Source organism: Herpetosiphon geysericola (assembly GCF_001306135.1).
In the GTDB taxonomy this organism is placed as follows: domain Bacteria; phylum Chloroflexota; class Chloroflexia; order Chloroflexales; family Herpetosiphonaceae; genus Herpetosiphon; species Herpetosiphon geysericola.
The window spans coordinates 119,673-142,239 of the sequence record NZ_LGKP01000003.1; the positions used below are offsets into that span (position 1 = coordinate 119,673).

A 22,567-nucleotide genomic window follows, 5' to 3' on the forward strand; every position below is an offset into this window, starting at 1 on the left:
AAGAATGCTATAACAGTGGTGGTAGGCTCGCGTGTTGCCGAGCGATGCAAAGGCCTGCCTGAGAGCAACGAGGGGTTTGGTTGCCAGTTATTTACCTTTATAGGAGTAGCAATCATGATTCGTAAACGCTATCTCGTGGTGATCGGCTTGGTTTTAGCGAGCACATGGCTTCTGCCTGCTGCCGCACGCGATCAAGCTAACCAGCAACCAGCGGCAGTTTTAGCGCCCTCTGGCGAAACGATTACGTACCAAGGGATGTTACGCGAAAGTGGTAGCGTCGCCAATGGCGTTTTTGATTTTCAATTTGGTTTGTATTCGACCGCAACAGGTGGCACCGCCTTAGCAACGATAACCCAAGACGATTTGAATGTGAGCAATGGGCTTTTTACAACCCAACTTAGCTTTGGCGAAGATTTCTTTAATGGTGAAAGCCGTTGGATTGAGCTAGCAGTCAAGGCCGATACGAGCACGAGTTATACGATCCTTACGCCGCGTCAGCAGGTGACAGCTGCTCCCTTGGCTTTGGCCTTGCCTGGCTTCTGGACGCGCCAAAACGTATTTAGCCCCAACATAATTGGTGGTTACGAAGGGAATACTATCACAAGTAATAGCATTGGTAGCACGATTAACGGTGGTGGCAACGTTGATAATGTAAATAGTGCCTACGATAGCTATAGCGCAATTGGCGGTGGCGCTGGTAACCGTGCTGGTAGCGATGATGGTGCACCGAGTAATGATGGCTATTCCACGATTGGCGGTGGGATCAACAACATTGCGAGCCAAGAATATGTGGTGATTGGCGGTGGTCAAACGAACAATGTTAACGGCGCTTGGTCAACGATTGGCGGCGGCATCAACAATACGATCAGTGGCCGTTATAGTGTGATTGCTGGTGGCGGCGGCCCAACTGGCAATACAATCTACGACGATTATGGCACGATTGCTGGGGGCAGCGAAAATAGCGCTGGCTTAACCGGCGATGCAGTCAGCCAAATGTATGCAACTGTTGGCGGAGGCCGCGCCAATCTGGCCAGCGATAATTATACGATTGTTGGCGGTGGCCGCAGCAACAGCGTGAGCGACGACTATTCGACAATTGCTGGTGGCTACAACAATAGTATTGTGGCGCAATTTGCCACGATCAGCGGCGGCGGTAGTGCTACTAGCACTCAAGCCAATCGGGTTTACGACAATTATGGCACCATCGGCGGTGGGACTAATAACGCCGCAGGCCTTAGTGGCGATACCATCAATCAGCAATATACCACGGTCAGTGGTGGCACAAGCAACATTGCTAGCGAAGATGCAGCTACGGTTGGCGGTGGTAGCGGCAATACTGCCAGTGCTAATTACACCACGGTTGCTGGGGGCACAAGCAATACTGCTAGCGGCGATACCAGCAGCATCGGCGGTGGCCAACTCAATGCAGCGAGTGGAAGTTACTCGGTGATTGCTGGAGGCCGTGGCAATACCGCTTCTTCCAATATTGCAGGGGTCGGTGGTGGTCAATCGAATCAAGCTACCAACACTGGAGCTTTTGTTGGTGGCGGCCAGACCAACACAGCGACTGGCCAATATTCAGTTGTCGCTGGTGGCGTTAATAATGATGCAACCAATACCTATGCTTCAGTCGTTGGTGGCATCAACAACCAAGCTGCTGGGGCTGGCACCTTCGTTGGTGGTGGCCAGAACAACAACGCCAATAGCACACTCTCGGCAATTCTTGGCGGGAGCGGCAATACAACCTTAGCCGATTATACCGTTGCCGCTGGCGAGAATGCAGTTGCGGCCCATGCTGGAAGTTTTGTCTGGGCTGGGCAACAAACCGACAAAAAAGATACAGTTTCGACGACTGCACCCGGCCAGTTTATTGTGCGTGCTCCAGGCGGAGCGTGGTTTGGGAGCAGCACCAAGGTTGATATTCCCGCTGGTGCAATCTTGGCGACTGAAAGTGGCGCTTTTCTGAGTAAAGGTGGCACATGGTCCAATTCATCAGATAAAAATCTCAAATCGAATTTTACCGCAATTGACCCTCAGCTGCTGCTCGATCAGCTGGCTGCGATTCCCGTTCAAGCGTGGAACTATACCAGCGAAGGCTCAAGCGTGCGCCATATTGGCCCAACGGCCCAAGATTTTTATACAGCCTTTGGCTTAGGCAGCGACGATCGGCATATAGCTACGGTTGATGCAGATGGCGTGGCGTTGGCAGCGATTCAAGGCTTGCATAGTTTAGCCACAGCCCAAGCCAAAACCATCGATCAACAGGCCGATCAATTGGCTGCCTTCGATGAGCGACTTGCTGCCTTGGAGCGTGGTCAACCAGCCCAAAACGGGTTTTTCTGGCTTTGGCTGCTGCCACTATGCGGATTAGCACTTGGCTTAGGTTGGCTGCTTGGGCGGCGGAGCGCCAAGGGTCAACGTATATGAAAAAGCGCTTAATCTGGTCGATCTTTCCATTGGTGATCATTATGCTGGCGATTCGGCTGGCTCAAGCTCAATCGGGCGGCGTTTTTAGCCTTGAGTGGACGACAATCGATAGCGGTGGCGGAACGAGCAACGGTGGTGATTTTGAAGTGCATGGCTCGATTGGTCAAGCTGATGCGAACGCTGCTAGCACTGGCGGCGATTTTAGCCTTGAAGGCGGCTTTTGGGTTGGCGTGCCAACCTTGACCCCAACGCCAACCAATACGCCAACCAACACGCCGACGAATACGCCGACGAATACGCCAACGAATACGCCAACTAACACGCCGACGAATACGCCAACTGAAACAGCGACGAATACGCCGACGAATACACCAACCGCAACCGCGACGAACACGCCAACCGCAACTGCGACTAAAACAGCGACGAATACGCCAACCGTCACAGCGACGAACACAGCGACGAATACGCCAACCAACACACCAACCGCAACCGCGACGAATATACCAACCGTTACAGCGAGTACCACGCCAACCAATCCTACCTCGCTATATCGTGTGTATTTACCTCAAACAATGCGGGCTGAAACTGCGCTACGCCACAACAAGCGCTAGCACGCACGCAACGAGCTTGATCAAACAGAATAAATCTGTTTGATCAAGCTTCAACCTTCATCAAGCGCTGCTAACTGGTTTTGGCCCGATTGACTTGACACATTATTAAATTGTGTTAATATTTGTTTTATCGGTATCGTTTCCGGAAACGATACCAGAACGTTCGCGCTTTTCAAGTTGTCCAACCGATGCTACTCGACAGACAGTCCATCGTTCAAGGAGGAACAGGATGCACAAGCTGCCTAGGCTGATGGTTTTACTGACGCTTCTTAGCACAATTGTCGCCCAATATTCAGCAGCGCCAGCTGCCCAAGCTGCATTTGGCGCTGGCGATTTTCTTAAAGCCAATGGCCCAACTGTGCGCAATAATTCCGGCAATGGCACAGTTGTGACGCTCAAAGGCACCAATCTTGGTGGTTGGTTGCTGCAAGAAGGCTGGATGTCGCCCTTGGGCTATCCCGCGCTACCACGCACCAACTGGACTGCCAGCGGATCGGCTGCTGGTGCTAGTGCCGCCATCGATGGCAACCCTGCTACTCGCTGGACAAGCAATGCCCCCCAAGCCAATGGCCAGTGGTTCCAAGTTGATCTTGGGGCCAATCAAGCTGTCGAACGGGTCACGATCGACGCTGGCTCCTCGACTGGCGATTATCCGCGCCAATACCAAGTGCAAGCCTTTATCAATAATGCTTGGTTGACGGTTGGCAGCGGCAGTGGCACGAGCCAAGTTGTGACGGTTCAATTTAATAGCACCCAAGTAACCCGTTTAATTCGGGTCTTGCAAACAGGCTCAAGCGGCAGTTGGTGGTCAATTCACGAATTTAATGCCCAGATTGCTGATGAATTTAATTTGCGCCAAGCCTTGACCAGCCGTTTTGGCAGCAGTACCGCCGATAGTTTGATTGCAGGCTATCAGGATACGTGGATTCAAGCCAGCGACCTCGATACTATCAAGGCAATGGGCCTGAATATGGTGCGCGTCCCGATTCACTGGCTGGTGTTGATGAATCCTAACGGCACGATGAAATCGGATGCTGAGGCCTTTCGCAAGCTTGATTGGCTGATTAGTGAAAGCAGCAAGCGCAATTTATATGTGATGCTCGATTTGCATGGCGCGCCTGGTGCTGCTTGCCCATGGCACTCGTGCGGCCAAACAGGCACCAACCAACTCTGGACTAACGCTACCTATCAAAATTGGACAGTGCAAATTTGGGAGCGCTTGGCGACGCGCTATCGCGGCAACCCAACTGTAGCCGCCTACGACTTGCTCAACGAGCCATTATTGAGCAATGGCGAAGCAGAAACTGCCCAACAAATTCGCCAAAAATTTGATTTCTTTGATCGACTGTATGATGCAGTGCGAGCGAAAGACCCCGACCATATGATTGTTATGGCTGCCTTCTACGACTGGTATCAAGCGTTATCGCCAGCAACCTATGGCTGGACAAACGTGATGTATCAATTGCATCACTATAACTTTGATACAGTCAATGATTGGAATGTGACCAACAACTTCATCCAAAGTGCTTTAGACAAATACGCGACCTTCATCAACGATTGGAACGTCCCTGGTTTCGCTGGTGAATATTGGTTCTCGACCCACTACGATTTGTATGAAAAATTTATGTCGGGCCTCAACGCCCTGAACGTTTCATGGACGAACTGGACGTATAAGGTTAATGGCGGCGGCAACTGGGGCTTTTATCAAAACAATACCCAAGCTATACCCGACCTTTTAAATGATAGTGCACCAACAATTGCCGATAAATGGTCACGCTTCAGCACCAATTATTTCCAGCCAAATACCCAGTTTCAAAATACGGTGCGAGCTTATGCGCCTGAAGGTTCATGGGTTGCGCTGCAAGCTGGTGCCAACAGTAATTATGTAAGTGCCGATAATTATGGCAATAATCCCCTCGTTGCCAATCGCCCAACCATCCAAGGCTGGGAAAAATTCCGCATGATCACAAATCCTGATGGCACAGTTTCGTTCATGGCAATGGCCAACAACAAATATGTCGTTGCCGATTTGAACCAAGGCGGGCGACTCGTTGCACAATCACGTGGGGTTTTGGGCTGGGAGAAATTCCGCCGCGTTGAGCTTGGCAATGGCACGTTTGGTTTACAAGCAATGGCCAATAACAAGTATGTCACTACTGATTTGAATAGCGGCTCACCAGTGCTGATTGCCAATCGCGATGCAATCGGTGGCGCATGGGAGGCCTTTACCTTCGTTGCGACTGCTCCTTAAGCCTTATTTGCTTACCCCAACCCCTCTTCTGGCCAGCAGGAGAGGGGTTTTTGCTTGATATTTCCTGTGACCCGTCGATGGCGATAACGCCGACCAAGCCCTGTGTGATCTTGGAGCCTTCGAGTTTGTGTGGCAACAATTCATCTCAGGCCAAGCAGCATGGTCACCTGACCTGAAATTAATTGCCAAATCGTGTCCGAATTCAACCGACCCATTTAAAGCGGAAATGTGTGTGCTTGAACTCCAACCCTAAGCACGAGAAGCTCCGACCCTATTGGAACAAAGCTATGCGCCTACTCGTTAGCTGTAATGGTTCATTAGGGTATCAATCGTGGCATTCCCGCACCCCAGCTGCTTCTATGGAGCGGTTTTCACTGCGCACCACGCATCCGCAGGTTCATCAATACATGCGGTCTGGTCGCGGATTGTCCTTGAGGGGGTGCAGGGGGATTAAAGCCCCCTGCGTCTCCCGCCTTGAGGCGGGACGGAAGGGTGGTGCGCAATCCATAGATGAACAACGAACCCTTGGATGGTATGGAAAGCGTATTGTTAATGCTACGAACCATTACAGTTAGCAGCAAAAGCTAACCCTAGCGCGAGGTGCAAGCGATGCGTCGATTTGACTGGATGATGTTATTGGTGCTCATGGTCGGATGCAGTGGTAGCTCAGATCGTAAGCTGCCATCGCCAATTATCAGCGAGGATGGTGCAAGTGTCACCGTCTTTCCCGATTACATTGCGATTGTTGTGCCTGGCTATGAACTAACATGCTTTACTAATTCAATTTTGTCGATTCAGACTGCTGCTGGCTGGCAGCCGCTTGAAGATTTTATTATGCAGCCGCATTATCTTGATGATAAATTCAAGTTTGTTGTCGGAATGTGCGATTTAGTTGGCTGCGGCAAGATCGATCATACACATCCATTGGCAGTTAATTTACCGCTCTATGAGTATGTTGGCGAGCGTAAACATTTGTCCGATCTGACTGGTGGGATCGAAATGCTTCCAGCCTATCGCACGGTCTATCCAACTCAGTTGGTCAAAATTGACGTACCATATTTTCTCGATGTTGCTTGTACCCAACAACAAACCTATACCGCAACCATGGATCTCTCGCAATAAACCATAAACTCCATACTCAGAGCCAACAATCCAATCATCTGAAGCAGCGATGATTACGCGCTCTTTACCTTTGCGATCCTTCGTATTCTGCGTGGTTAAATGGCCTCCCCTACTTTAATCTAGTTATTTTTAATCATATTTATACTAATTTAAACCTTTTATTAAGGAAAATGCTTGACATTGCGCTGTTGGCATGTTAAGTTCTTTGTAATTCCACTGGAATAATAAAGGTGGAAGGCTAGATTCGTTCAATTGGCATGGCTGATTTTTTAGGGCATGCTGGCGGTTTGGGTGGTTGCCAAGGCTGGCAGCGTGCTCAAGCGCCCCGTTATCAACGCCGATGGGCAATTGAAGCATCGATTTAGGAGGTTGTATGAAACTCCCCCAACTGACTCCCTCGAAACTGAGCAAGCTGTTGCTTACGCCACTCTTGATCAGCGCATTTTGGGGCAGTCTGCTTAATCCACAGGCTGGGATGGCTCGTGAAGCATTCGCTCCTTCCGAAGCGAGCCTGGCACAAAGTTGCAATTTTACCGATTGGGTCGCAGGCCGCCAATATTACACGGGCAACATCGTGCGCTACAACGGCAGTTTCTACGTGGCCGAGCACGATAATCCAGGCTATGATCCAACGATTAGTACGTGGTTCTGGGAGCCAACCAGCTGCGGCGGCGGTGGCGGTGGTGGCGGCAGTTGCAGCTATACCGATTGGGTGGCAGGTCGCCAATATTACACGGGCAACATCGTGCGCTATAACGGCAGTTTCTACGTGGCCGAGCACGATAACCCAGGCTACGATCCAACAATTAGCACCTGGTTTTGGGAGCCAACCACCTGTGGCGGCACCAACCCACCACCAGCATCGGGCTTTGGGGCAATCGTCAGCAAGGCCCAATTCGAGCAAATGTTCCCCAATCGCAATTCTTTTTACAGTTATGAGGGCTTAGTGCAGGCTGCTGCCTTCTATCCAGCCTTTGCGGGCACTGGCTCGACCGAAGTTCGCAAGCGCGAAGCCGCCGCTGCTTTGGCCAACTTTGCCCATGAAACCGGCAACTTTGTGCATATTACCGAAATTGCCCAAGGCGAATATTGCCAAAATAGCGCCCAATGGCCTTGTGCTCCTGGCAAACGCTACTTTGGCCGGGGCCCAATTCAGTTGAGCTGGAACTACAATTATGGGTTGGCAGGCCAAGCATTGGGCTTGAATTTGCTCAACGACCCCGATTTGGTATCGCGTGATTCAGCTGTGGCGTGGAAAACTGCGCTCTGGTATTGGATGACCCAACGCGGCCCTGGCTCGATGACTCCTCACGAAGCGATGGTCAATGGCAGTGGCTTCGGTGAAACCATCCGCAGCATCAATGGCTCGGTCGAGTGTAATGGTGGCAATCCCGGCCAAGTGCAAAGTCGGGTCAACTCATACCAATCGATCGCCAATCGACTTGGCGTAAGCCCCGGCAATAATCTGTATTGCTAGATTTTGGTGTCTTTTCAAACCGAAGCCCGATCGAATACAATCGATCGGGCTTCGTGTTTTAGCCTTCAGGGTTGGTATACTGCTCTGGATAATTCAGGCAATGATTGAGCTTTGCGACTAATTCACTGGTTGATTTAGTTTCATAGCGATAGATCACATGCTCCCAACCGCCGCGTAGCATAACCAAGCGATAATAGCCATTGCTTGCATCTTTTTTTCCTTCGCCATTGTAATGCCAGCCAACATCGATGCTTAAATTTTCTGCGATTGTTTGCTGCTTGGCCCAATCTTCTGCAAATTGGGCTAAGGCTGCGGCATGAGCTGGGCGATTAATCAGCGCTAGCTGCGTGATGTAATCGATAAAGCGCCCAAAATTGAACTGCTCAATCCAAATCAAGTCCTCCGATGTATTAAACTCGCGATTGATCGAGCCATCGGGTAGCAATGGCTCAACCTCAAACAGCGTATTCGAATGCACAATCCAGCCGCTCGGAACCCGTAGCGCAATTGGCAAGGGATATTCTTTCATCGTTGGCTCCTTCTACAATAGTGCTATTGAGCATAGCAAATCCTGACTAGAATGCTAGCAGCATATGCTATACTTTGCTTATTATTTGAACATTCGTTCTATTTTCTTGAGTGATTTTGAAGGAGGTTCAATGTGCAGATGGATGAACGCGCTGTTGGCTTATGGCAACGCATTTTGGATTGGCTCAGCCTGAACTATCCTGAAGGCTTGGAATATCGCCACGATCCAATTGATCCGGTCCAAATTGCTGCCGCTGAAGCAACGATAGGGCTGGAGCTGCCTGCGGCATTCGCAACAAGCTATCTCCTGAACAGCCATAACGGTGGCATTCCGATCTGTTGTTATCCAGAATATCAATGGTTATCGTTGGCAGAGTGTGTTGAATCGTGGCAATGGAGCCGCGACAATGCGAATCCGCGCGAGAATGATTTGAGCGAGAATGGCCCAGTTTGGCATCAATGGGTATTAGACGAAAGTGTGTGGGTTGAAGGGCCAATCAAATTAGGTATCAATTCAGAACTACGTATTCCGTTCATGTCGCGTGATGGCGGAATTTATCTCTATTTAGATTTTGATCCCGCGCCGGGCGGGGTTAAAGGCCAAGTTATCTCGATCGATCCAGAAGGCTGTACGTGGCGTGTCTTAGCGCCATCATTTGAACAATGGCTCGAAACCTTCGTCATTCAACTCGAACACGGCCACATTCACGTAGGCGAATATGGGCTTGAACAACTTGAACAAGAGGCATTACGCGATGAACCAATGATGATGCCCGACTATTTACGCGATATTCGGCTTGAGGCCTATCAAGCAGCCCCAATTGATCCCTCCGCACTTCAAGCACTAGCGTTCGACCAAGAGCTTGCAGTAACTGGGCGTATGGGCAGCATTATGGGGATTGGTTCTGATATTATTATCTTTGATTTTGACATCGATGGCATGAGTGAGCGCCAGAAAATTGGCGCATATGCGGCCCAAACCTATGGCTTTGGCACGATCCAATGTGGCAATTATGCTCATCTGCGGCTGGTTCGCTACAACCAGCAAATTCCTGATATTGAGGATTACACCAAAGATTCAGTCGTGCAATGGTTTGCAGTGAGTTATACATTAACGCACTAGGTGAGGAGCCTGTGATGGGAATAGCTTATTATTTCACTCGTATAACCGCCGAAGATCTTGCTGAGTTAGAAAAAATTGAAGGAAGAGTCGACATTTCCCGAGAAGTGATTGACAATATACCAGAGGATGAAACCCTTGAACATGCGTATTGGTGCAGTGTTGATCCGATTTATCGAGTTACACATCGACGTAGCCATCTGCAAACCTATACCATGGTGCCAATGGATGAGCTTAGCCCAGAAAAAGCCTGCTATTCATTTACCGTGGAGAACAGCTATTGGTCGTTATTAGAACGATTAATCAAGCAACTGGTGCGCGATCAAGTGATTCCGTATTGGCCTATTACCAAAGATTTTTCATTGTATATTGGCGATTTTTCGATGGGACATAGCCGACTTCATATTATTCTGCACGATGAACTTGTGCCGTTCTTGACAATGCTGCAAACCTTTCCTTACGAGCAATTGAAACAGTATTTTGATGCTGACTTTGCCGAATATACCAATATGACAGAGCGTGAGAAACAAGGCGTTTATAATGCAGTAGTTGGTTGTTTGGAGAGTATTCAGCTCATGGCACAACAAGCCTATGCTGCCAACGAAGCAATTATTTGGTATATTGGCTAAGATCAATTTTAATGAGAGGAACTTGCTATGAGCGAAGCCAAAAATGTCTACTATTTCAGCGAAGGCCAAGTTTGGCGCTATCAAACCCGCGCGCATGAGCCAGAATCGGCAGTGTTAATCAACAAGATTGAGTATCATTCAGTCTTGGGCGCAATTTTCCACATCAGCATTGCTGGCGTGGATGTTAAAAATCCCCATTCGCCAGAACCAATCAATCAGCTCAACCACTTTCCGGTAGTTGCCAGCACGCTTGAACAAAGCCTGACTGAGTTGGTCGATACCAACGTCAGTAACCCGGGCTTCATGGAAGGCTACGATTCGTGGCGCGAAGCCTTTGTGCAAGGCAAAGCTGGGGTTTTCAATATTTCAGTTAGCGAAATTATCAATATTGTCGAAGAGATGATTAATAAACCTGATGCGCCAGCATTAACCAGTTAATCGACAGCAGATTACGGCGATTTAGCCATTGAAGCACTGCCAAATCGGTTAAATCGCCTGCTTGCCATTGATAGAACAGGGCGATGAGCAGCGGCGCATACGGCAGTTGCAAGAGATTGGCCAAAACAAACGCTCCAGCGCGTTGATATTTGCTCGAAATGTCAGCCAAGATTGACATAAATGTTTGTTTTACTTGGGCAAGTTGATTGATGCGCGATTCAATTTCGGCGGTTAGTGCTTTGGCCTGCGGATACCATTCGATCGCTGCCCATTCACGCTCGGCCAAAATTGCTTGTAGTTGGGTTTGATAGGCAACTGAATCGGGCGCAAGGCCGCTGGCGACTGCTGCTAAGAAATGGTGCGGCGGCTGATAGTGATGAATCTGAATCAAATGCACGAGATTATTTGGCACTGCATAGCATTGTTGATCAGCCCGATAATTCGTAATTCAGCTGTGCCTAAACCACTTGCCGTATGATCGATGTGACCGTGCTGATCGGTTGGCTCGCCGCCACATAATGGGCAATAACTTGGCTGCGCCGTGCGATATTGATAGATCGAATAATGCGTGTAAGCCTGGAGTTTGGCAAATAGCTGTGGTTCAACGAGGCCAATCCCAGAGTATTGCTCGCGGCCAAGTCAGCCAATACAACGAGTGGTCGGCTCAAGCCATGGAATCGTCGCAACATAGCGCCAGCCATCGGGAATCCATGGAAAATAGTTGCGCACAACGAGCCTCAATTAATCAGCTAGCAGTGCATTTTCCTCCAATGGCCATTTGCATGCTCCGACCAAACACAATAATTCATAGTGCTTGGCCGGAGCATTGATCACGCTCAACGCCTGACAAATGGCATATACACTGGTTTAAAGCAGCTATCTTTACAAATACGCAATGTATATGAGCCATACCAATAGAGCGAATCATTACTAGCAACGGCTACAAAATAAGTCCCAGCTGTTGCAAAAGTAAACGTAATTCGAGCATCAATGCCACCTGCATAATTAGTTCCATAGGGATCGCTAGAAATTAACGTACCGCTACTGTTATACAGCCATAATCCAGTTGCACGTCCAGAGCTACTTTGGGCATTTAAGGTTTCGATAATTACTTTTTGATTAGCAGTTACAGTAAAGCGATAAAAATCTTCATCGCCATAGCGTGAAACATAATTTGTTGCATCGAATAGAGTACGATTGACTGCATTTTTTGATTCGAAATCGATACTATTAGCTATTGGGATAACATCATTTGGTTCATAGTCATTCGTTGCATCCCAGGCAGCGCCATTTTGATCATATTTTGGCAACACTCGCAACGAATATGTACCCGTCCAGTTGGTAAAATAATCTGATTCTACCTGAATAAAATAAGTACCAGCGGTTGCAAAGGTAAAGACAATTCGTGCATTGACATTACCAGTTCCATTATTACCGCCTTGATCATTGGCAATTAAGCTACCACTACTGTTATACAGCCACAATCCAGTTGCGTCGCTGCTATTACCGGTAATATCAAAGGTTTCAATCACGAATGTTTGGTTAGCGGTTACCGTAAAGCGATAAATATCTTGGTCGCCATCAGCTGAGACATAATTACTATTATCAAAAATTTGACGGGTAACTGCATTTGGATAGCCTGGAGTAATCGAATTTGCAATCGCAAATACATCATTCGGTTCATAATCATTCGTTGCATTCCATGCAGCACCAGCTTGATCATATTTGGGCAATACCCGCAGCGAATATGTACCCGTCCAATTGATAAAATAGTCGGATTCGACGTGAATAAAATAAGTACCTGCGGTTGCAAAGGTAAAAACAATCCGCGCATTAACTGTTCCTGTGCCATTATTGCCGCCTTGATCATTGGCGATTAACGTCCCACTACTGTTATACAGCCATAATCCAGTTGCATCACTGCTATTGCCAGTAACATCAAAGGTTTCAATCACGAATGTTTGATTAGCAGCTACAGTAAAGCGATAAATATCTTGATCACCATCAGCTGAGACATAATTACTATTATCAAAAATTTGGCGGGTAACTGCATTTGGATAGCCTGGGGTAATTGTATTTGCAATCGCAAAAACGTCGTTCGGTTCATAATCATTTGTTGTATTCCATGCAGCACCAGCTTGATCATATTTGGGTAATACACGTAAGGAATATGTACCAGACCAGTTAATAAAATAATCTGGTCCGACTTTAATAAAATAAGTACCTGCGGTTACAAACGTAAAAACAATCCGCGCATTGACATTGCCAGTTCCGTTGTTGCCACCTTGATCATTGGCGATCAAGGTACCGCTACTGTTATACAGCCATAATCCGGTTGCATCATTGCTTGTGCCAACCACGTTATAGGTTTCGATCACAAAGGTTTGGTTGGCAGTAACTACAAATTTAAAATAATCTATGTCGCTTGAATTGGCAATCGTCGCATTTGCATGACCAGCGGCATGACCCGTGGTGATGCTGTTAGCGGCTGCGATGGTATTATTCGGCTCTACTTCGGCTAATGCTGTCTGTGGTGAATCCTCATTTTCATGTGTTACAGAATCTAAGCTTACTTCGCTAGATTGATTAACTATTTTTTGACTATTAATACTTGTTGGGATAAGAAGACTGCTAAAAATAAAATTTAACAAGACTATCCTGCGAAGATGCGCCATACAATAGCTCCTAACGTTTAATTGTATTTACTGCGGTGCTATAGTTTTATCACACATCTAATGCCAAAACAAGCTATTCTAGTACTTTAGTGGGTATTCAATGTTGGGATTGGTGGGCTTAAATATGCTGTGATTAATGAACATTAGTCGATATGATGCTGAGCATCATTTTTGCTCAGCATACCACATTCATTGTATTAACCTAGGAAGTCTGTTGTGACGCTTAATGTGGTTGCCATGAAGTTGCCTTGGTATACGATGTGGGCGAAGCAGAGGCAGAGCATAGTGGCGCTGGCGCGTTTTATTTCGCCATCCAAATGACTGCGACTACAAAACAAAAAGCCCCTCTCCCACGAAAACGCGGGAGAGGGGTTGGGCAAGGGCACTTACCCTACTTGAAGCGCACAATCCGAATAAAATCGGCGGCTTTGAGCGAAGCTCCGCCCACTAATGCGCCATCAATATCGGGCTGGGCCATCAATTCGTCGACGTTATCGGGCTTGACCGAGCCACCATACTGAATAATGATCGCGTCGGCGGTTGCTTGGTCGCTCAAGGCTGCTAGCTCGGCGCGAATGCGGGCGTGCATGGCTTGGGCATCAGCGGGGGTTGCGGTATCACCAGTGCCAATGGCCCAGACAGGTTCGTAGGCAATCACGACGCTGCGCAATTGCTCGGCGCTTAATCCAGCCAAACTGCCGCGTAATTGCCCAACTACCACGCTTTCTGCTTGGCCACTATCGCGTTCGGCCTTAACTTCTCCAACACACACGATCGGCTTGAGGCCATTGGCCAAGGCAGCATGGGCTTTGCGATTGATCAATTCATCGGTTTCGCCAAAATATTGGCGGCGTTCGCTATGGCCCAAAATCACATAGCTACAACCCAATTCTTTGAGCATTTGAGGGGCGATTTCGCCAGTGAACGCGCCTTTAGCTTCGTAGTGCATATTTTGCCCACCCAAAGCCACGGCGGTGCCATCGAGCAAGGGCGCTAAGCTGCCCAATAAGGTGAATGGTGGGCAAACCAACACATCACGGTCGTTCAAATCGGTCAAATCAGCGCTGAGTGCCTCAACCAAGGCCACACCCTCACTGACCCCGTAGTGCATCTTCCAATTACCAGCCAACAATGGTCGGCGCATACATCCTCCAAAAAAACTTAGAAGCCAAAGACAAACAAGGTTTTGGCAATCGGCAGGTATTGTACAACATACAATAGCCCACCAACGGAGGCCATTGCAATGAATGCTCGCATGTCCCAGTCCATAATTTTAGCGCCATCCAGCGGTCCATAAGGGATCATATTAAAAATCCCGAGTAGCGAATTGACTACATAGCTGTAGACGGCAGTCTTAAACAGAAACTGAATATTGAGCATATTGGCAATTGGAATCAGAATCAACGAAAGCAGTGCGATAACCATATTGCTGGCTGGCCCAGCCGCCGCCACCAAGCCAACTTGTTTTTTGGTCAGATAGCCACGATGATGCACCGCCCCAGGCGCAGCAAAGATAAAGCCCGTTAGTGCCAGCAGCACCGAAATCACCAACATAGCATCGTTAGCAAAAAAATGGGCTTGGCTGCCAAAGCGCCGCGCTACCACACGATGGGCTAATTCGTGGATGACAATGCCGAGGCCAGCGGCAATGCCCATAATGATTACTGCATCAAGCAATGGCATACTGTGTCGATAGACTAAGGCAAAGGCGAGGGTTGTTCCAAGCCATGCTTTGGCAAATTCAAATAGCTCATTGCGCGGTTTGTTATCTGAGCGAAATGGATAGCCAGCCTGTGGATTAAACATTGAGCCTACTCTCCTTCCGCTGTGGTTTCTGGTGCTTGCTCCCAGCCACCAGCGCCAATCAGCGGCACAAAGCGAACGTTGCTAATACTCGTTTTTTGCCAATGTTGGCCGTGGCGTTGCAGCCGAATTAAACGTTGATCGTTGGCCTCGCCAACGGGCGCAACCAAGCGCCCGCCATCGTGCAACTGGCTGAGCAAGGTTTGGGCAAGTTGCGGCGTGGCTGCGGGAATACTAATTGCATGATAGGGCGCTGCTGCCGGATACCCCAATGAGCCATCACCCCAGATCAGTTCGATATTACGATAGCCTAAGTTGTGGAGCAGCGCATAGGTCTGTTTGGCGAGGTCTTGATGGCGCTCGATCGTCACAACCTTGGTCACCAATTCGGCAAATACTGCGGCAGCATAGCCTGAACCAGCGCCAATTTCAAGTAGCTGTTCATGAGGATTCAGCAACAATTCCTGGGCCATCAAGGCCACAATATAGGGCTGCGAGATGGTTTGGCCCAAGGTTAAGGGCAGGGCTTGGTCGCTATAGGCTTGGGCTTGCGCGGCTTCTGGCACGAATAAATGGCGTGGCACATGGGCCATCGCTGCCAAAACCCGCTGATCATGAATGCCGCGTGTGATTAATTGTTCGTCGACCATGCGCTGTCGTTGTTGTTGCCAAACATCACTCATACACCTACGCCACTTAACGCCTGCAACAAATCAATTGTTGCAGCAGCGCCCCGTTGAAAATAGCCTAAAAATTCAATATTGCCCTCTGCGCCGGTAATTGGCGAGCGAGTCAATCCAGCCAAACTCAAGCCTAAATCAGCTGCCTGATGCACCACCCGTTCAATCACTTGGCGATGCACCGCCGAATCGCGCACGATGCCGCCTTTGCCCACCAACTCTGGGCCAGCCTCGAATTGCGGCTTGATCAAACAGACAATCCAGGCATCGGCGGTCAGCAAGCGCAACATTGCTGGCAGCACCAAGCCTAGCGAGATAAACGAAACATCGACGACACCACAGGTTGCTAGGGGTGCGGTTTGTCCCTCGTTCGCAGGCAAGTGCTCCAAATAGCGAATATTGGTGCGTTCGAGCACCGTCACCCGTGGATCTTGGCGAATTTTCCAATCGAGCTGGCCATAGCCAACATCAATTGCATACACATGGGCTGCATCGCGCTGCAACAACACATCGCTAAACCCGCCTGTACACGCCCCAACATCCAAGCCAATCTGGCCCTGCGGGTTAAGATTAAAGCTATCAAGCGCATGGGCAAGTTTCAGCCCACCACGCCCAACATAGGGCAAACTCGATTTAAGTGTGATCTGCGCAGCAGGATCGATCAACGTGCCAGCTTTGGTTTCTGCTTGCTGATTAACGATCACCTCGCCTGCCATAATTAATGCTTGGGCTTTGGCGCGGGTTGGCGCGAGTTGTAATTCAACTAATAACAGATCTAAACGTTGCTTCTTAACCTTGGTCATACGACTAATCCTTTGTGTAGACTAGTTATCATTTTAACTGAAACACCTAAATACAAAAAGTCCACGCATGGCGTGATCACAAGGCTATTAATTATTGTCAGCAATTATGAGCAGATAGAGCTAAGGAGATTTAGTTATAGATCATATGTTCTATGTATGCTATACTGCCGCAGTTACCGCTTTGATATGATTGGAGCTGCAATGCAGACTATCCGTTCACAAGATGGAACACGTTTGGCCTATGATGTATATGGCAGTGGCCCGCCGCTGATTTATGTAACCGGCGCAACCTGTTTTCGCTCGTTTCCGCCGATTGTTAGCGATGCTAAAGCCTTGGCCAAAGCTTTTACTGTCTACAACTATGATCGGCGTGGGCGTGGCGATAGCACTGATACCTTGCCTTATAGCCTTGAGCGTGAGCTTGAAGATTTGCTAGCGCTTATCGAGGTTGCTGGTGGCAAAGCCCATGTGTACGGCCATTCCTCGGGGGCAGTTTTGGCGCTCGAAGCAGCCCTGCACTATCCCAAAAAGCTCGACCATGTCTTCCTCTATGATCCGGCCTATGTGCACGATGCAGCAGAAAAAGCCGAGTATGCAAGTTTGCGCGCCAAGATTGAAACCCTGCTTGCTCATGGCCAGCATGCCCGTGCAATCACCAGCTTTTTACAGGGCATCGGCATGCCCAAAATTGTTGGTTGGCTGATGCGCTTCATGCCAGGCTGGAAAACCATGGTCGCACTTGCCCCAACGCTCGCCTATGACCTGAGCTTAACTGCCGATCTGCCGCCATTCGAGCGGGCCAGCCAATGCACAATTCCCATGCATGTCATTGCCGGAGCAAAAAGCCCAGCTGGCATTCGTAGCCTATCCCAAACTTTAGCAGCAAAAATTCCCAAGGCCAGCTACGATCAGCTTGCGGGCCAAGGCCATATGGTGAACACGAAACACTTGTTGCCACTGTTTATGCGCTACCTCACTACTGCCGCCGCAGTCGGCTCCCCCAGTGCATAGCCCCAATTTAGCTTTGTGCCAAAGCCCTTAACAATCAAGTGGTCGGATCTTCGAGCATTGCGCGAAAATCCGACCACTTTTAATTTCAATAATTACTAATACTTTTCATAATCAGCCTCGCGTAAGGTTGGAAGGGTGGTGAACGAGGGGCTAGTAATCAGGGGGCAGGTATGAGGGATTGGAACCGCGAAGCACACCACGTATACAAAGGTTCGAGAATAAGCACTCACCCCAACAATCCACAACGTGAATATTTGGGGTGCAGGGGCTGAAAACCCCTGCGTCTCCCGCCTTGAGGCGGGACGGAAGGGTGGTGATCGAGGGCTGAGTGTTTAGGGATTAGGGATCAGCAATGAAGAATCGCGAAGCACATGAAGTTTAGGGTTATAGAATTACAGTAACATTCCAACACCTAAATATTTGGGGTGCAGGGGCTGAAAACCCCTGCGTCTCCCGCCTTGAGGCGGGACGGAAGGGTGGTGATCAATAATCGCTGTTGTGCTTCAATACCTCGCTAAAAATCGGCCCTTGCAAAATGAGCGAAGTTTTAGGTAGGTTTGATTCCCACCCGACTCACCAAACCCCGATCTGCTATTAATCCCCTCTCGAGGATTTGGGTTATTCGAATATTGGCTGGCAGTTGAGTGGATGATGGCTTGGGTAAAACTGTTTTAATCCCCTCTCGAGGATTTTGGTTATTCGAATCAAGTTTATACAACACAGGGCGGGCCGCAAAATGCAGTGTTTTAATCCCCTCTCGAGGATTTTGGTTATTCGAATGTATGCCGATTGGCCGTCTGGATTGCGGAACATGATGGTTTTAATCCCCTCTCGAGGATTTTGGTTATTCGAATGCGATTCGCACGATTAGCCTAATCGACGCTGGCATCAAGGTTTTAATCCCCTCTCGAGGATTTTGGTTATTCGAATAAAACTCGATCTAGGATGGAAAGGGTGGATTCGTCTTGGGGTTTTAATCCCCTCTCGAGGATTTTGGTTATTCGAATGAACATGCCTTTCAACTCATTGCCAATGGTCTTTTGCGACAGTTTTAATCCCCTCACGAGGATTTTGGTTATTCGAATCTACTTGAACTAACTGCGTTGATTCCCAACTGCCAGAGCGATTTTAATCCCCTCACGAGGATTTTGGTTATTCGAATCTTCATCAGCCGCACGATTGAACTGCACTTCGCCACGAATAAATTTTAATCCCCTCACGAGGATTTTGGTTATTCGAATAAGTCCAGGCTGCACTCGAACAACTCTATGGCAATGTGCATTTTAATCCCCTCACGAGGATTTTGGTTATTCGAATGAACGAAACGAAAATGATTCAGGCGTGAGATTCAGGCTATTTTAATCCCCTCTCGAGGATTTTGGTTATTCGAATGGTTTGTTTCAGCAATTTTGTAAGTAGAAGGACTTTAGATGTTTTAATCCCCTCTCGAGGATTTTGGTTATTCGAATGAATTGTTGAAGCTGGGGCGCATCAAGAAAGTCGAATCGGTTTTAATCCCCTCTCGAGGATTTTGGTTATTCGAATTGAATGTCTCTGCATTGGGCATAGCCCAAAATCTGCTGTTTTAATCCCCTCTCGAGGATTTTGGTTATTCGAATGGCCAGCCGTGGGCCATTGCACTAACACTGCGAACAATTGGGTTTTAATCCCCTCTCGAGGATTTTGGTTATTCGAATGCATCGTCAAGCGTATGATACGAGAGAAGCCTAGTACGGAGTTTTAATCCCCTCTCGAGGATTTTGGTTATTCGAATTATCTTATTCCCTGACGTGGTAGCAGGCCTGTACACGGCTGACGCATTCGGCGTTTTAATCCCCTCTCGAGGATTTTGGTTATTCGAATGGCTCGGCTTGATCTCGGCAAGGCATCGCTCATCGAGCGCGTTTTAATCCCCTCTCGAGGATTTTGGTTATTCGAATCTGCCAACCACGCGGGCTGAAATGCGCCGCTTAGGGGTGAGTTTTAATCCCCTCTCGAGGATTTTGGTTATTCGAATTGCTTCCCACGCGGACTTAAAGTCATTTACATGCTGGCAAGTTTTAATCCCCTCTCGAGGATTTTGGTTATTCGAATGGAGCTGTAGGTGAGATGAAGGGAGAGGGCTAGTATTGTTTTAATCCCCTCTCGAGGATTTTGGTTATTCGAATCAAGTTGTCCATATGGTTGAAGCTGTTTTGAAGAAAAGCGTTTTAATCCCCTCTCGAGGATTTTGGTTATTCGAATGGTTGATTACTGGAAGCAGGTCAATCCCAACCGATTGTGTTTTAATCCCCTCTCGAGGATTTTGGTTATTCGAATTCAACCTCGGCTCGCGTGGGAATCGTTGTGGCGTTCTTAGTTTTAATCCCCTCTCGAGGATTTTGGTTATTCGAATGATGTAATCGGACGTAGAGCAAGGAAACTCGTCTAACGTTTTAATCCCCTCTCGAGGATTTTGGTTATTCGAATTCTGCGCGAAGTATCATTTGGTGCTCGAAGAAAGTAATTAGTTTTAATCCCCTCTCGAGGATTTTGGTTATTCGAATTGAAATGATTGCCAGCGCTCGCCGCCAAGTCACTGATGTTTTAATCCCCTCTCGAGGATTTTGGTTATTCGAATGCCCTCAGGGGCTTCAAGGGTCTGTGCATCACGGCCACAATGTTTTAATCCCCTCTCGAGGATTTTGGTTATTCGAATTCTGCGCGGCACACGACATTGGTCAGATTGCAAACCCGTTTTAATCCCCTCTCGAGGATTTTGGTTATTCGAATTCTGCGCGAAGTATCATTTGGTGCTCGAAGAAAGTAATTAGTTTTAATCCCCTCTCGAGGATTTTGGTTATTCGAATGCAGCGCGAAGTATCATTTGGTGCTCGAAGAAAGTAATTAGTTTTAATCCCCTCTCGAGGATTTTGGTTATTCGAATATACTGCAACTGATTGGTGCAATCCACGCGGCAATGAGTCTGGTTTTAATCCCCTCTCGAGGATTTTGGTTATTCGAATGTTAAGGCAGTGTACGATCATCACGGTTTTTAATCAGGGTTTTAATCCCCTCTCGAGGATTTTGGTTATTCGAATCGTAAAGACCCCAAATTGATTCAAAGTAGCATTCAAGCGAGGTTTTAATCCCCTCTCGAGGATTTTGGTTATTCGAATCCTATGGGCAACGCGCCTGTGATACCTGTATCCTTCGGTTTTAATCCCCTCTCGAGGATTTGGGTTATTCGAATTTTTGTTTTCGATCCAGTTAACGGTGATGATAGCGATTTATGGTTTTAATCCCCTCTCGAGGATTTTGGTTATTCGAATGTTGTTAGCGCTCCACTCGCGCCCAATGCGCCTACAAGTTTTAATCCCCTCTCGAGGATTTTGGTTATTCGAATGACGAATGGCTTACACGAAATGGAGTTACACAATGGCGTTTTAATCCCCTCTCGAGGATTTTGGTTATTCGAATGTGCTGATTTGGCGCTTGGTATCGCACAAGGCATTACAGTTTTAATCCCCTCTCGAGGATTTTGGTTATTCGAATAAAGGAACACATAATGGAAACCACAAATAACGTACAAGGTTTTAATCCCCTCTCGAGGATTTTGGTTATTCGAATGCTAATCCCCTAATGGCACTACACGATATATTAATATTAACGTTTTAATCCCCTCTCGAGGATTTTGGTTATTCGAATTTACCCTCGGCGTTGTGCTCGCCCCACTGTTTGAAAGTTTTAATCCCCTCTCGAGGATTTTGGTTATTCGAATACTCGCCTTCCTGAGCGGCTCCATCGTCCTCAATATCGTTTTAATCCCCTCTCGAGGATTTTGGTTATTCGAATTGGGGGAATCGCTCGGCGATCGCGTTAGCCAGTGGTGTTTTAATCCCCTCTCGAGGATTTTGGTTATTCGAATTCATTATGATGGGCTTCCAAGCCATCTGGACGTTGGGTTTTAATCCCCTCTCGAGGATTTTGGTTATTCGAATCCAGCAGGGTTGGCCTTTTTCAAACGCCATACACTGGGTTTTAATCCCCTCTCGAGGATTTTGGTTATTCGAATGCTTCGTGGTTGATTCGCTTCGCTATGCAGGTTTTAATCCCCTCTCGAGGATTTTGGTTATTCGAATTTGTCAGCCCGCAAGTTGGTTAGGGCTTCAAAATAGGTTTTAATCCCCTCTCGAGGATTTTGGTTATTCGAATAGCACACTCACGAAGTAGAAGCCTACGACAGCCCCGGTTTTAATCCCCTCTCGAGGATTTTGGTTATTCGAATAGACTACAAAAAGTTTGTATCGTTGCTGTGTAAGTTCGGTTTTAATCCCCTCTCGAGGATTTTGGTTATTCGAATGCCGTGCGAGTAAGCTCCCGTTGACTCGGTGATTTCTGTTTTAATCCCCTCTCGAGGATTTTGGTTATTCGAATCGTCGTAATCCGCAAGGGTTAGCTGTGCTCGTTTATAGTTTTAATCCCCTCTCGAGGATTTTGGTTATTCGAATAAAATCAGAATCAAGCCCCAACGTCAAGCTGTCAAGCTCGTTTTAATCCCCTCTCGAGGATTTTGGTTATTCGAATCGTTCAATTTGGGGCCACAAGGCGGAAACGCAGTCGTAACGTTTTAATCCCCTCTCGAGGATTTTGGTTATTCGAATCCTGCTACCTTTTGCAACATCGTGTCGGTTGTTTGCGGTTTTAATCCCCTCTCGAGGATTTTGGTTATTCGAATATAGACGGTCACCAACCCGATGTCATCAGCCCGCTGCGGCGTGGCGTTTTAATCCCCTCTCGAGGATTTTGGTTATTCGAATCGCCACAGACCATAGCGAATTGCGCGCCGTGTTGGTGCGTTTTAATCCCCTCTCGAGGATTTTGGTTATTCGAATTGATATAGAATGTTCGGATCAGTCATTGGGTTTCTCCATGTTTTAATCCCCTCTCGAGGATTTTGGTTATTCGAATCCACCAATAATCCCTGCCGCCCACAGGGGGACAACAAAATTG

The 22,567-nt window shown here is 48.0% G+C and carries 16 protein-coding genes and 1 CRISPR repeat array (1 of these 17 running past the window's edge); of the genes, 9 read left to right on the plus strand and 7 right to left on the minus strand.

What is annotated here, in order from left to right; all coding sequences use genetic code 11:
* The first annotated feature begins 114 nt into the window (after positions 1 to 114).
* From SE18_RS00915 to SE18_RS00935, 5 genes are all read left to right on the plus strand, one after another.
* Positions 115 to 2,427, plus strand: a complete 2,313-nt coding sequence (locus SE18_RS00915) for a tail fiber domain-containing protein (protein ID WP_054532534.1) — start codon at positions 115 to 117, stop codon at positions 2,425 to 2,427.
* Positions 2,424 to 3,038, plus strand: coding sequence for a hypothetical protein (locus SE18_RS27775; protein ID WP_054532535.1), 615 nt, complete (start codon positions 2,424 to 2,426; stop codon positions 3,036 to 3,038). The genes SE18_RS00915 and SE18_RS27775 overlap by 4 nt, the downstream gene beginning before the upstream one ends.
* A 229-nt stretch (positions 3,039 to 3,267) precedes the next feature.
* Positions 3,268 to 5,289 carry a cellulase family glycosylhydrolase gene (locus SE18_RS00925; RefSeq protein WP_054532536.1) on the plus strand — a complete coding sequence of 674 codons (2,022 nt, stop codon included), beginning with the start codon at positions 3,268 to 3,270 and terminating at the stop codon, positions 5,287 to 5,289.
* A gap of 609 nt (positions 5,290 to 5,898) precedes the next feature.
* A complete protein-coding gene (locus SE18_RS00930; RefSeq protein WP_054532537.1) occupies positions 5,899 to 6,411 on the plus strand; it encodes a hypothetical protein in 513 nt (170 codons plus the stop codon).
* 475 nt (positions 6,412 to 6,886) lie between these two features.
* Positions 6,887 to 7,888: a glycoside hydrolase family 19 protein gene (locus SE18_RS00935; RefSeq protein ID WP_170206263.1), complete on the plus strand. Its 1,002-nt coding sequence runs from the start codon at positions 6,887 to 6,889 to the stop codon at positions 7,886 to 7,888.
* 58 nt (positions 7,889 to 7,946) lie between these two features.
* On the opposite strand, the gene SE18_RS00940 is transcribed toward SE18_RS00935, so the two are convergent.
* A complete protein-coding gene (locus SE18_RS00940) occupies positions 7,947 to 8,417 on the minus strand; it encodes a hypothetical protein (protein ID WP_054532538.1) in 471 nt (156 codons plus the stop codon).
* 138 nt (positions 8,418 to 8,555) lie between these two features.
* Between SE18_RS00940 and SE18_RS00945 the strand changes: the two genes are divergently transcribed.
* Genes SE18_RS00945 through SE18_RS00955 form a run of 3 tightly spaced genes read left to right on the plus strand, consistent with a single transcriptional unit; the run spans position 8,556 to position 10,603 of the window.
* Positions 8,556 to 9,539, plus strand: coding sequence for an SMI1/KNR4 family protein (locus tag SE18_RS00945; protein WP_054532539.1), 984 nt, complete (start codon positions 8,556 to 8,558; stop codon positions 9,537 to 9,539).
* Between the two features lie 14 nt (positions 9,540 to 9,553).
* Positions 9,554 to 10,165: a hypothetical protein gene (locus SE18_RS00950; protein WP_152976513.1), complete on the plus strand. Its 612-nt coding sequence runs from the start codon at positions 9,554 to 9,556 to the stop codon at positions 10,163 to 10,165.
* Positions 10,166 to 10,192: 27 nt separating this feature from the next.
* The gene (locus SE18_RS00955; protein ID WP_054532541.1) at positions 10,193 to 10,603 is read left to right on the plus strand and encodes a hypothetical protein; all 411 of its coding nucleotides are present in this window, start codon (positions 10,193 to 10,195) and stop codon (positions 10,601 to 10,603) included.
* On the opposite strand, the gene SE18_RS00960 is transcribed toward SE18_RS00955, so the two are convergent.
* The 6 genes from SE18_RS00960 to SE18_RS00990 form a co-directional block, all read right to left on the minus strand.
* Complete coding sequence (locus SE18_RS00960) at positions 10,569 to 11,015, minus strand: hypothetical protein (RefSeq protein WP_054532542.1); 447 nt, start codon at positions 11,013 to 11,015, stop codon at positions 10,569 to 10,571. The genes SE18_RS00955 and SE18_RS00960 overlap by 35 nt on opposite strands.
* A gap of 424 nt (positions 11,016 to 11,439) precedes the next feature.
* Positions 11,440 to 13,278, minus strand: coding sequence for a PPC domain-containing protein (locus tag SE18_RS00970; RefSeq protein ID WP_054532544.1), 1,839 nt, complete (start codon positions 13,276 to 13,278; stop codon positions 11,440 to 11,442).
* A gap of 391 nt (positions 13,279 to 13,669) precedes the next feature.
* Positions 13,670 to 14,422: a triose-phosphate isomerase gene (gene tpiA, locus SE18_RS00975; protein WP_054532545.1), complete on the minus strand. Its 753-nt coding sequence runs from the start codon at positions 14,420 to 14,422 to the stop codon at positions 13,670 to 13,672.
* 17 nt (positions 14,423 to 14,439) lie between these two features.
* Complete coding sequence (locus SE18_RS00980; protein WP_054532546.1) at positions 14,440 to 15,084, minus strand: zinc metalloprotease; 645 nt, start codon at positions 15,082 to 15,084, stop codon at positions 14,440 to 14,442.
* 5 nt (positions 15,085 to 15,089) lie between these two features.
* Positions 15,090 to 15,764: a protein-L-isoaspartate(D-aspartate) O-methyltransferase gene (locus SE18_RS00985; RefSeq protein ID WP_054532547.1), complete on the minus strand. Its 675-nt coding sequence runs from the start codon at positions 15,762 to 15,764 to the stop codon at positions 15,090 to 15,092.
* Positions 15,761 to 16,564: a TlyA family RNA methyltransferase gene (locus tag SE18_RS00990; RefSeq protein ID WP_054532548.1), complete on the minus strand. Its 804-nt coding sequence runs from the start codon at positions 16,562 to 16,564 to the stop codon at positions 15,761 to 15,763. Before SE18_RS00990 ends, SE18_RS00985 begins: the two co-directional genes overlap by 4 nt.
* A 201-nt stretch (positions 16,565 to 16,765) precedes the next feature.
* On the opposite strand from SE18_RS00990, the gene SE18_RS00995 reads away from it, so the two are divergent.
* Positions 16,766 to 17,575: an alpha/beta fold hydrolase gene (locus tag SE18_RS00995; protein WP_054532556.1), complete on the plus strand. Its 810-nt coding sequence runs from the start codon at positions 16,766 to 16,768 to the stop codon at positions 17,573 to 17,575.
* A gap of 591 nt (positions 17,576 to 18,166) precedes the next feature.
* Positions 18,167 to 22,567: a CRISPR direct-repeat array (repeat unit 37 nt; unit sequence GTTTTAATCCCCTCTCGAGGATTTTGGTTATTCGAAT) (it continues 5,870 nt past the right edge of the window).

What these genes read in the sequence shown, in the direction of transcription:
- SE18_RS00995 (WP_054532556.1), top strand. Translation starts at nt 16,766, where the DNA reads ATGCAGACTATCCGTTCACAAGATGGAACACGTTTGGCCTATGATGTA.
- SE18_RS00955 (WP_054532541.1), top strand. Translation starts at nt 10,193, where the DNA reads ATGAGCGAAGCCAAAAATGTCTACTATTTCAGCGAAGGCCAAGTTTGG.
- SE18_RS27775 (WP_054532535.1), top strand. Translation starts at nt 2,424, where the DNA reads ATGAAAAAGCGCTTAATCTGGTCGATCTTTCCATTGGTGATCATTATG.
- tpiA (WP_054532545.1), bottom strand. Translation starts at nt 14,422, where the DNA reads ATGCGCCGACCATTGTTGGCTGGTAATTGGAAGATGCACTACGGGGTC.
- SE18_RS00980 (WP_054532546.1), bottom strand. Translation starts at nt 15,084, where the DNA reads ATGTTTAATCCACAGGCTGGCTATCCATTTCGCTCAGATAACAAACCG.
- SE18_RS00935 (WP_170206263.1), top strand. Translation starts at nt 6,887, where the DNA reads ATGGCTCGTGAAGCATTCGCTCCTTCCGAAGCGAGCCTGGCACAAAGT.
- SE18_RS00950 (WP_152976513.1), top strand. Translation starts at nt 9,554, where the DNA reads ATGGGAATAGCTTATTATTTCACTCGTATAACCGCCGAAGATCTTGCT.
- SE18_RS00940 (WP_054532538.1), bottom strand. Translation starts at nt 8,417, where the DNA reads ATGAAAGAATATCCCTTGCCAATTGCGCTACGGGTTCCGAGCGGCTGG.
- SE18_RS00925 (WP_054532536.1), top strand. Translation starts at nt 3,268, where the DNA reads ATGCACAAGCTGCCTAGGCTGATGGTTTTACTGACGCTTCTTAGCACA.
- SE18_RS00985 (WP_054532547.1), bottom strand. Translation starts at nt 15,764, where the DNA reads ATGAGTGATGTTTGGCAACAACAACGACAGCGCATGGTCGACGAACAA.
- SE18_RS00945 (WP_054532539.1), top strand. Translation starts at nt 8,556, where the DNA reads ATGGATGAACGCGCTGTTGGCTTATGGCAACGCATTTTGGATTGGCTC.
- SE18_RS00930 (WP_054532537.1), top strand. Translation starts at nt 5,899, where the DNA reads ATGCGTCGATTTGACTGGATGATGTTATTGGTGCTCATGGTCGGATGC.
- SE18_RS00990 (WP_054532548.1), bottom strand. Translation starts at nt 16,564, where the DNA reads ATGACCAAGGTTAAGAAGCAACGTTTAGATCTGTTATTAGTTGAATTA.
- SE18_RS00970 (WP_054532544.1), bottom strand. Translation starts at nt 13,278, where the DNA reads ATGGCGCATCTTCGCAGGATAGTCTTGTTAAATTTTATTTTTAGCAGT.
- SE18_RS00915 (WP_054532534.1), top strand. Translation starts at nt 115, where the DNA reads ATGATTCGTAAACGCTATCTCGTGGTGATCGGCTTGGTTTTAGCGAGC.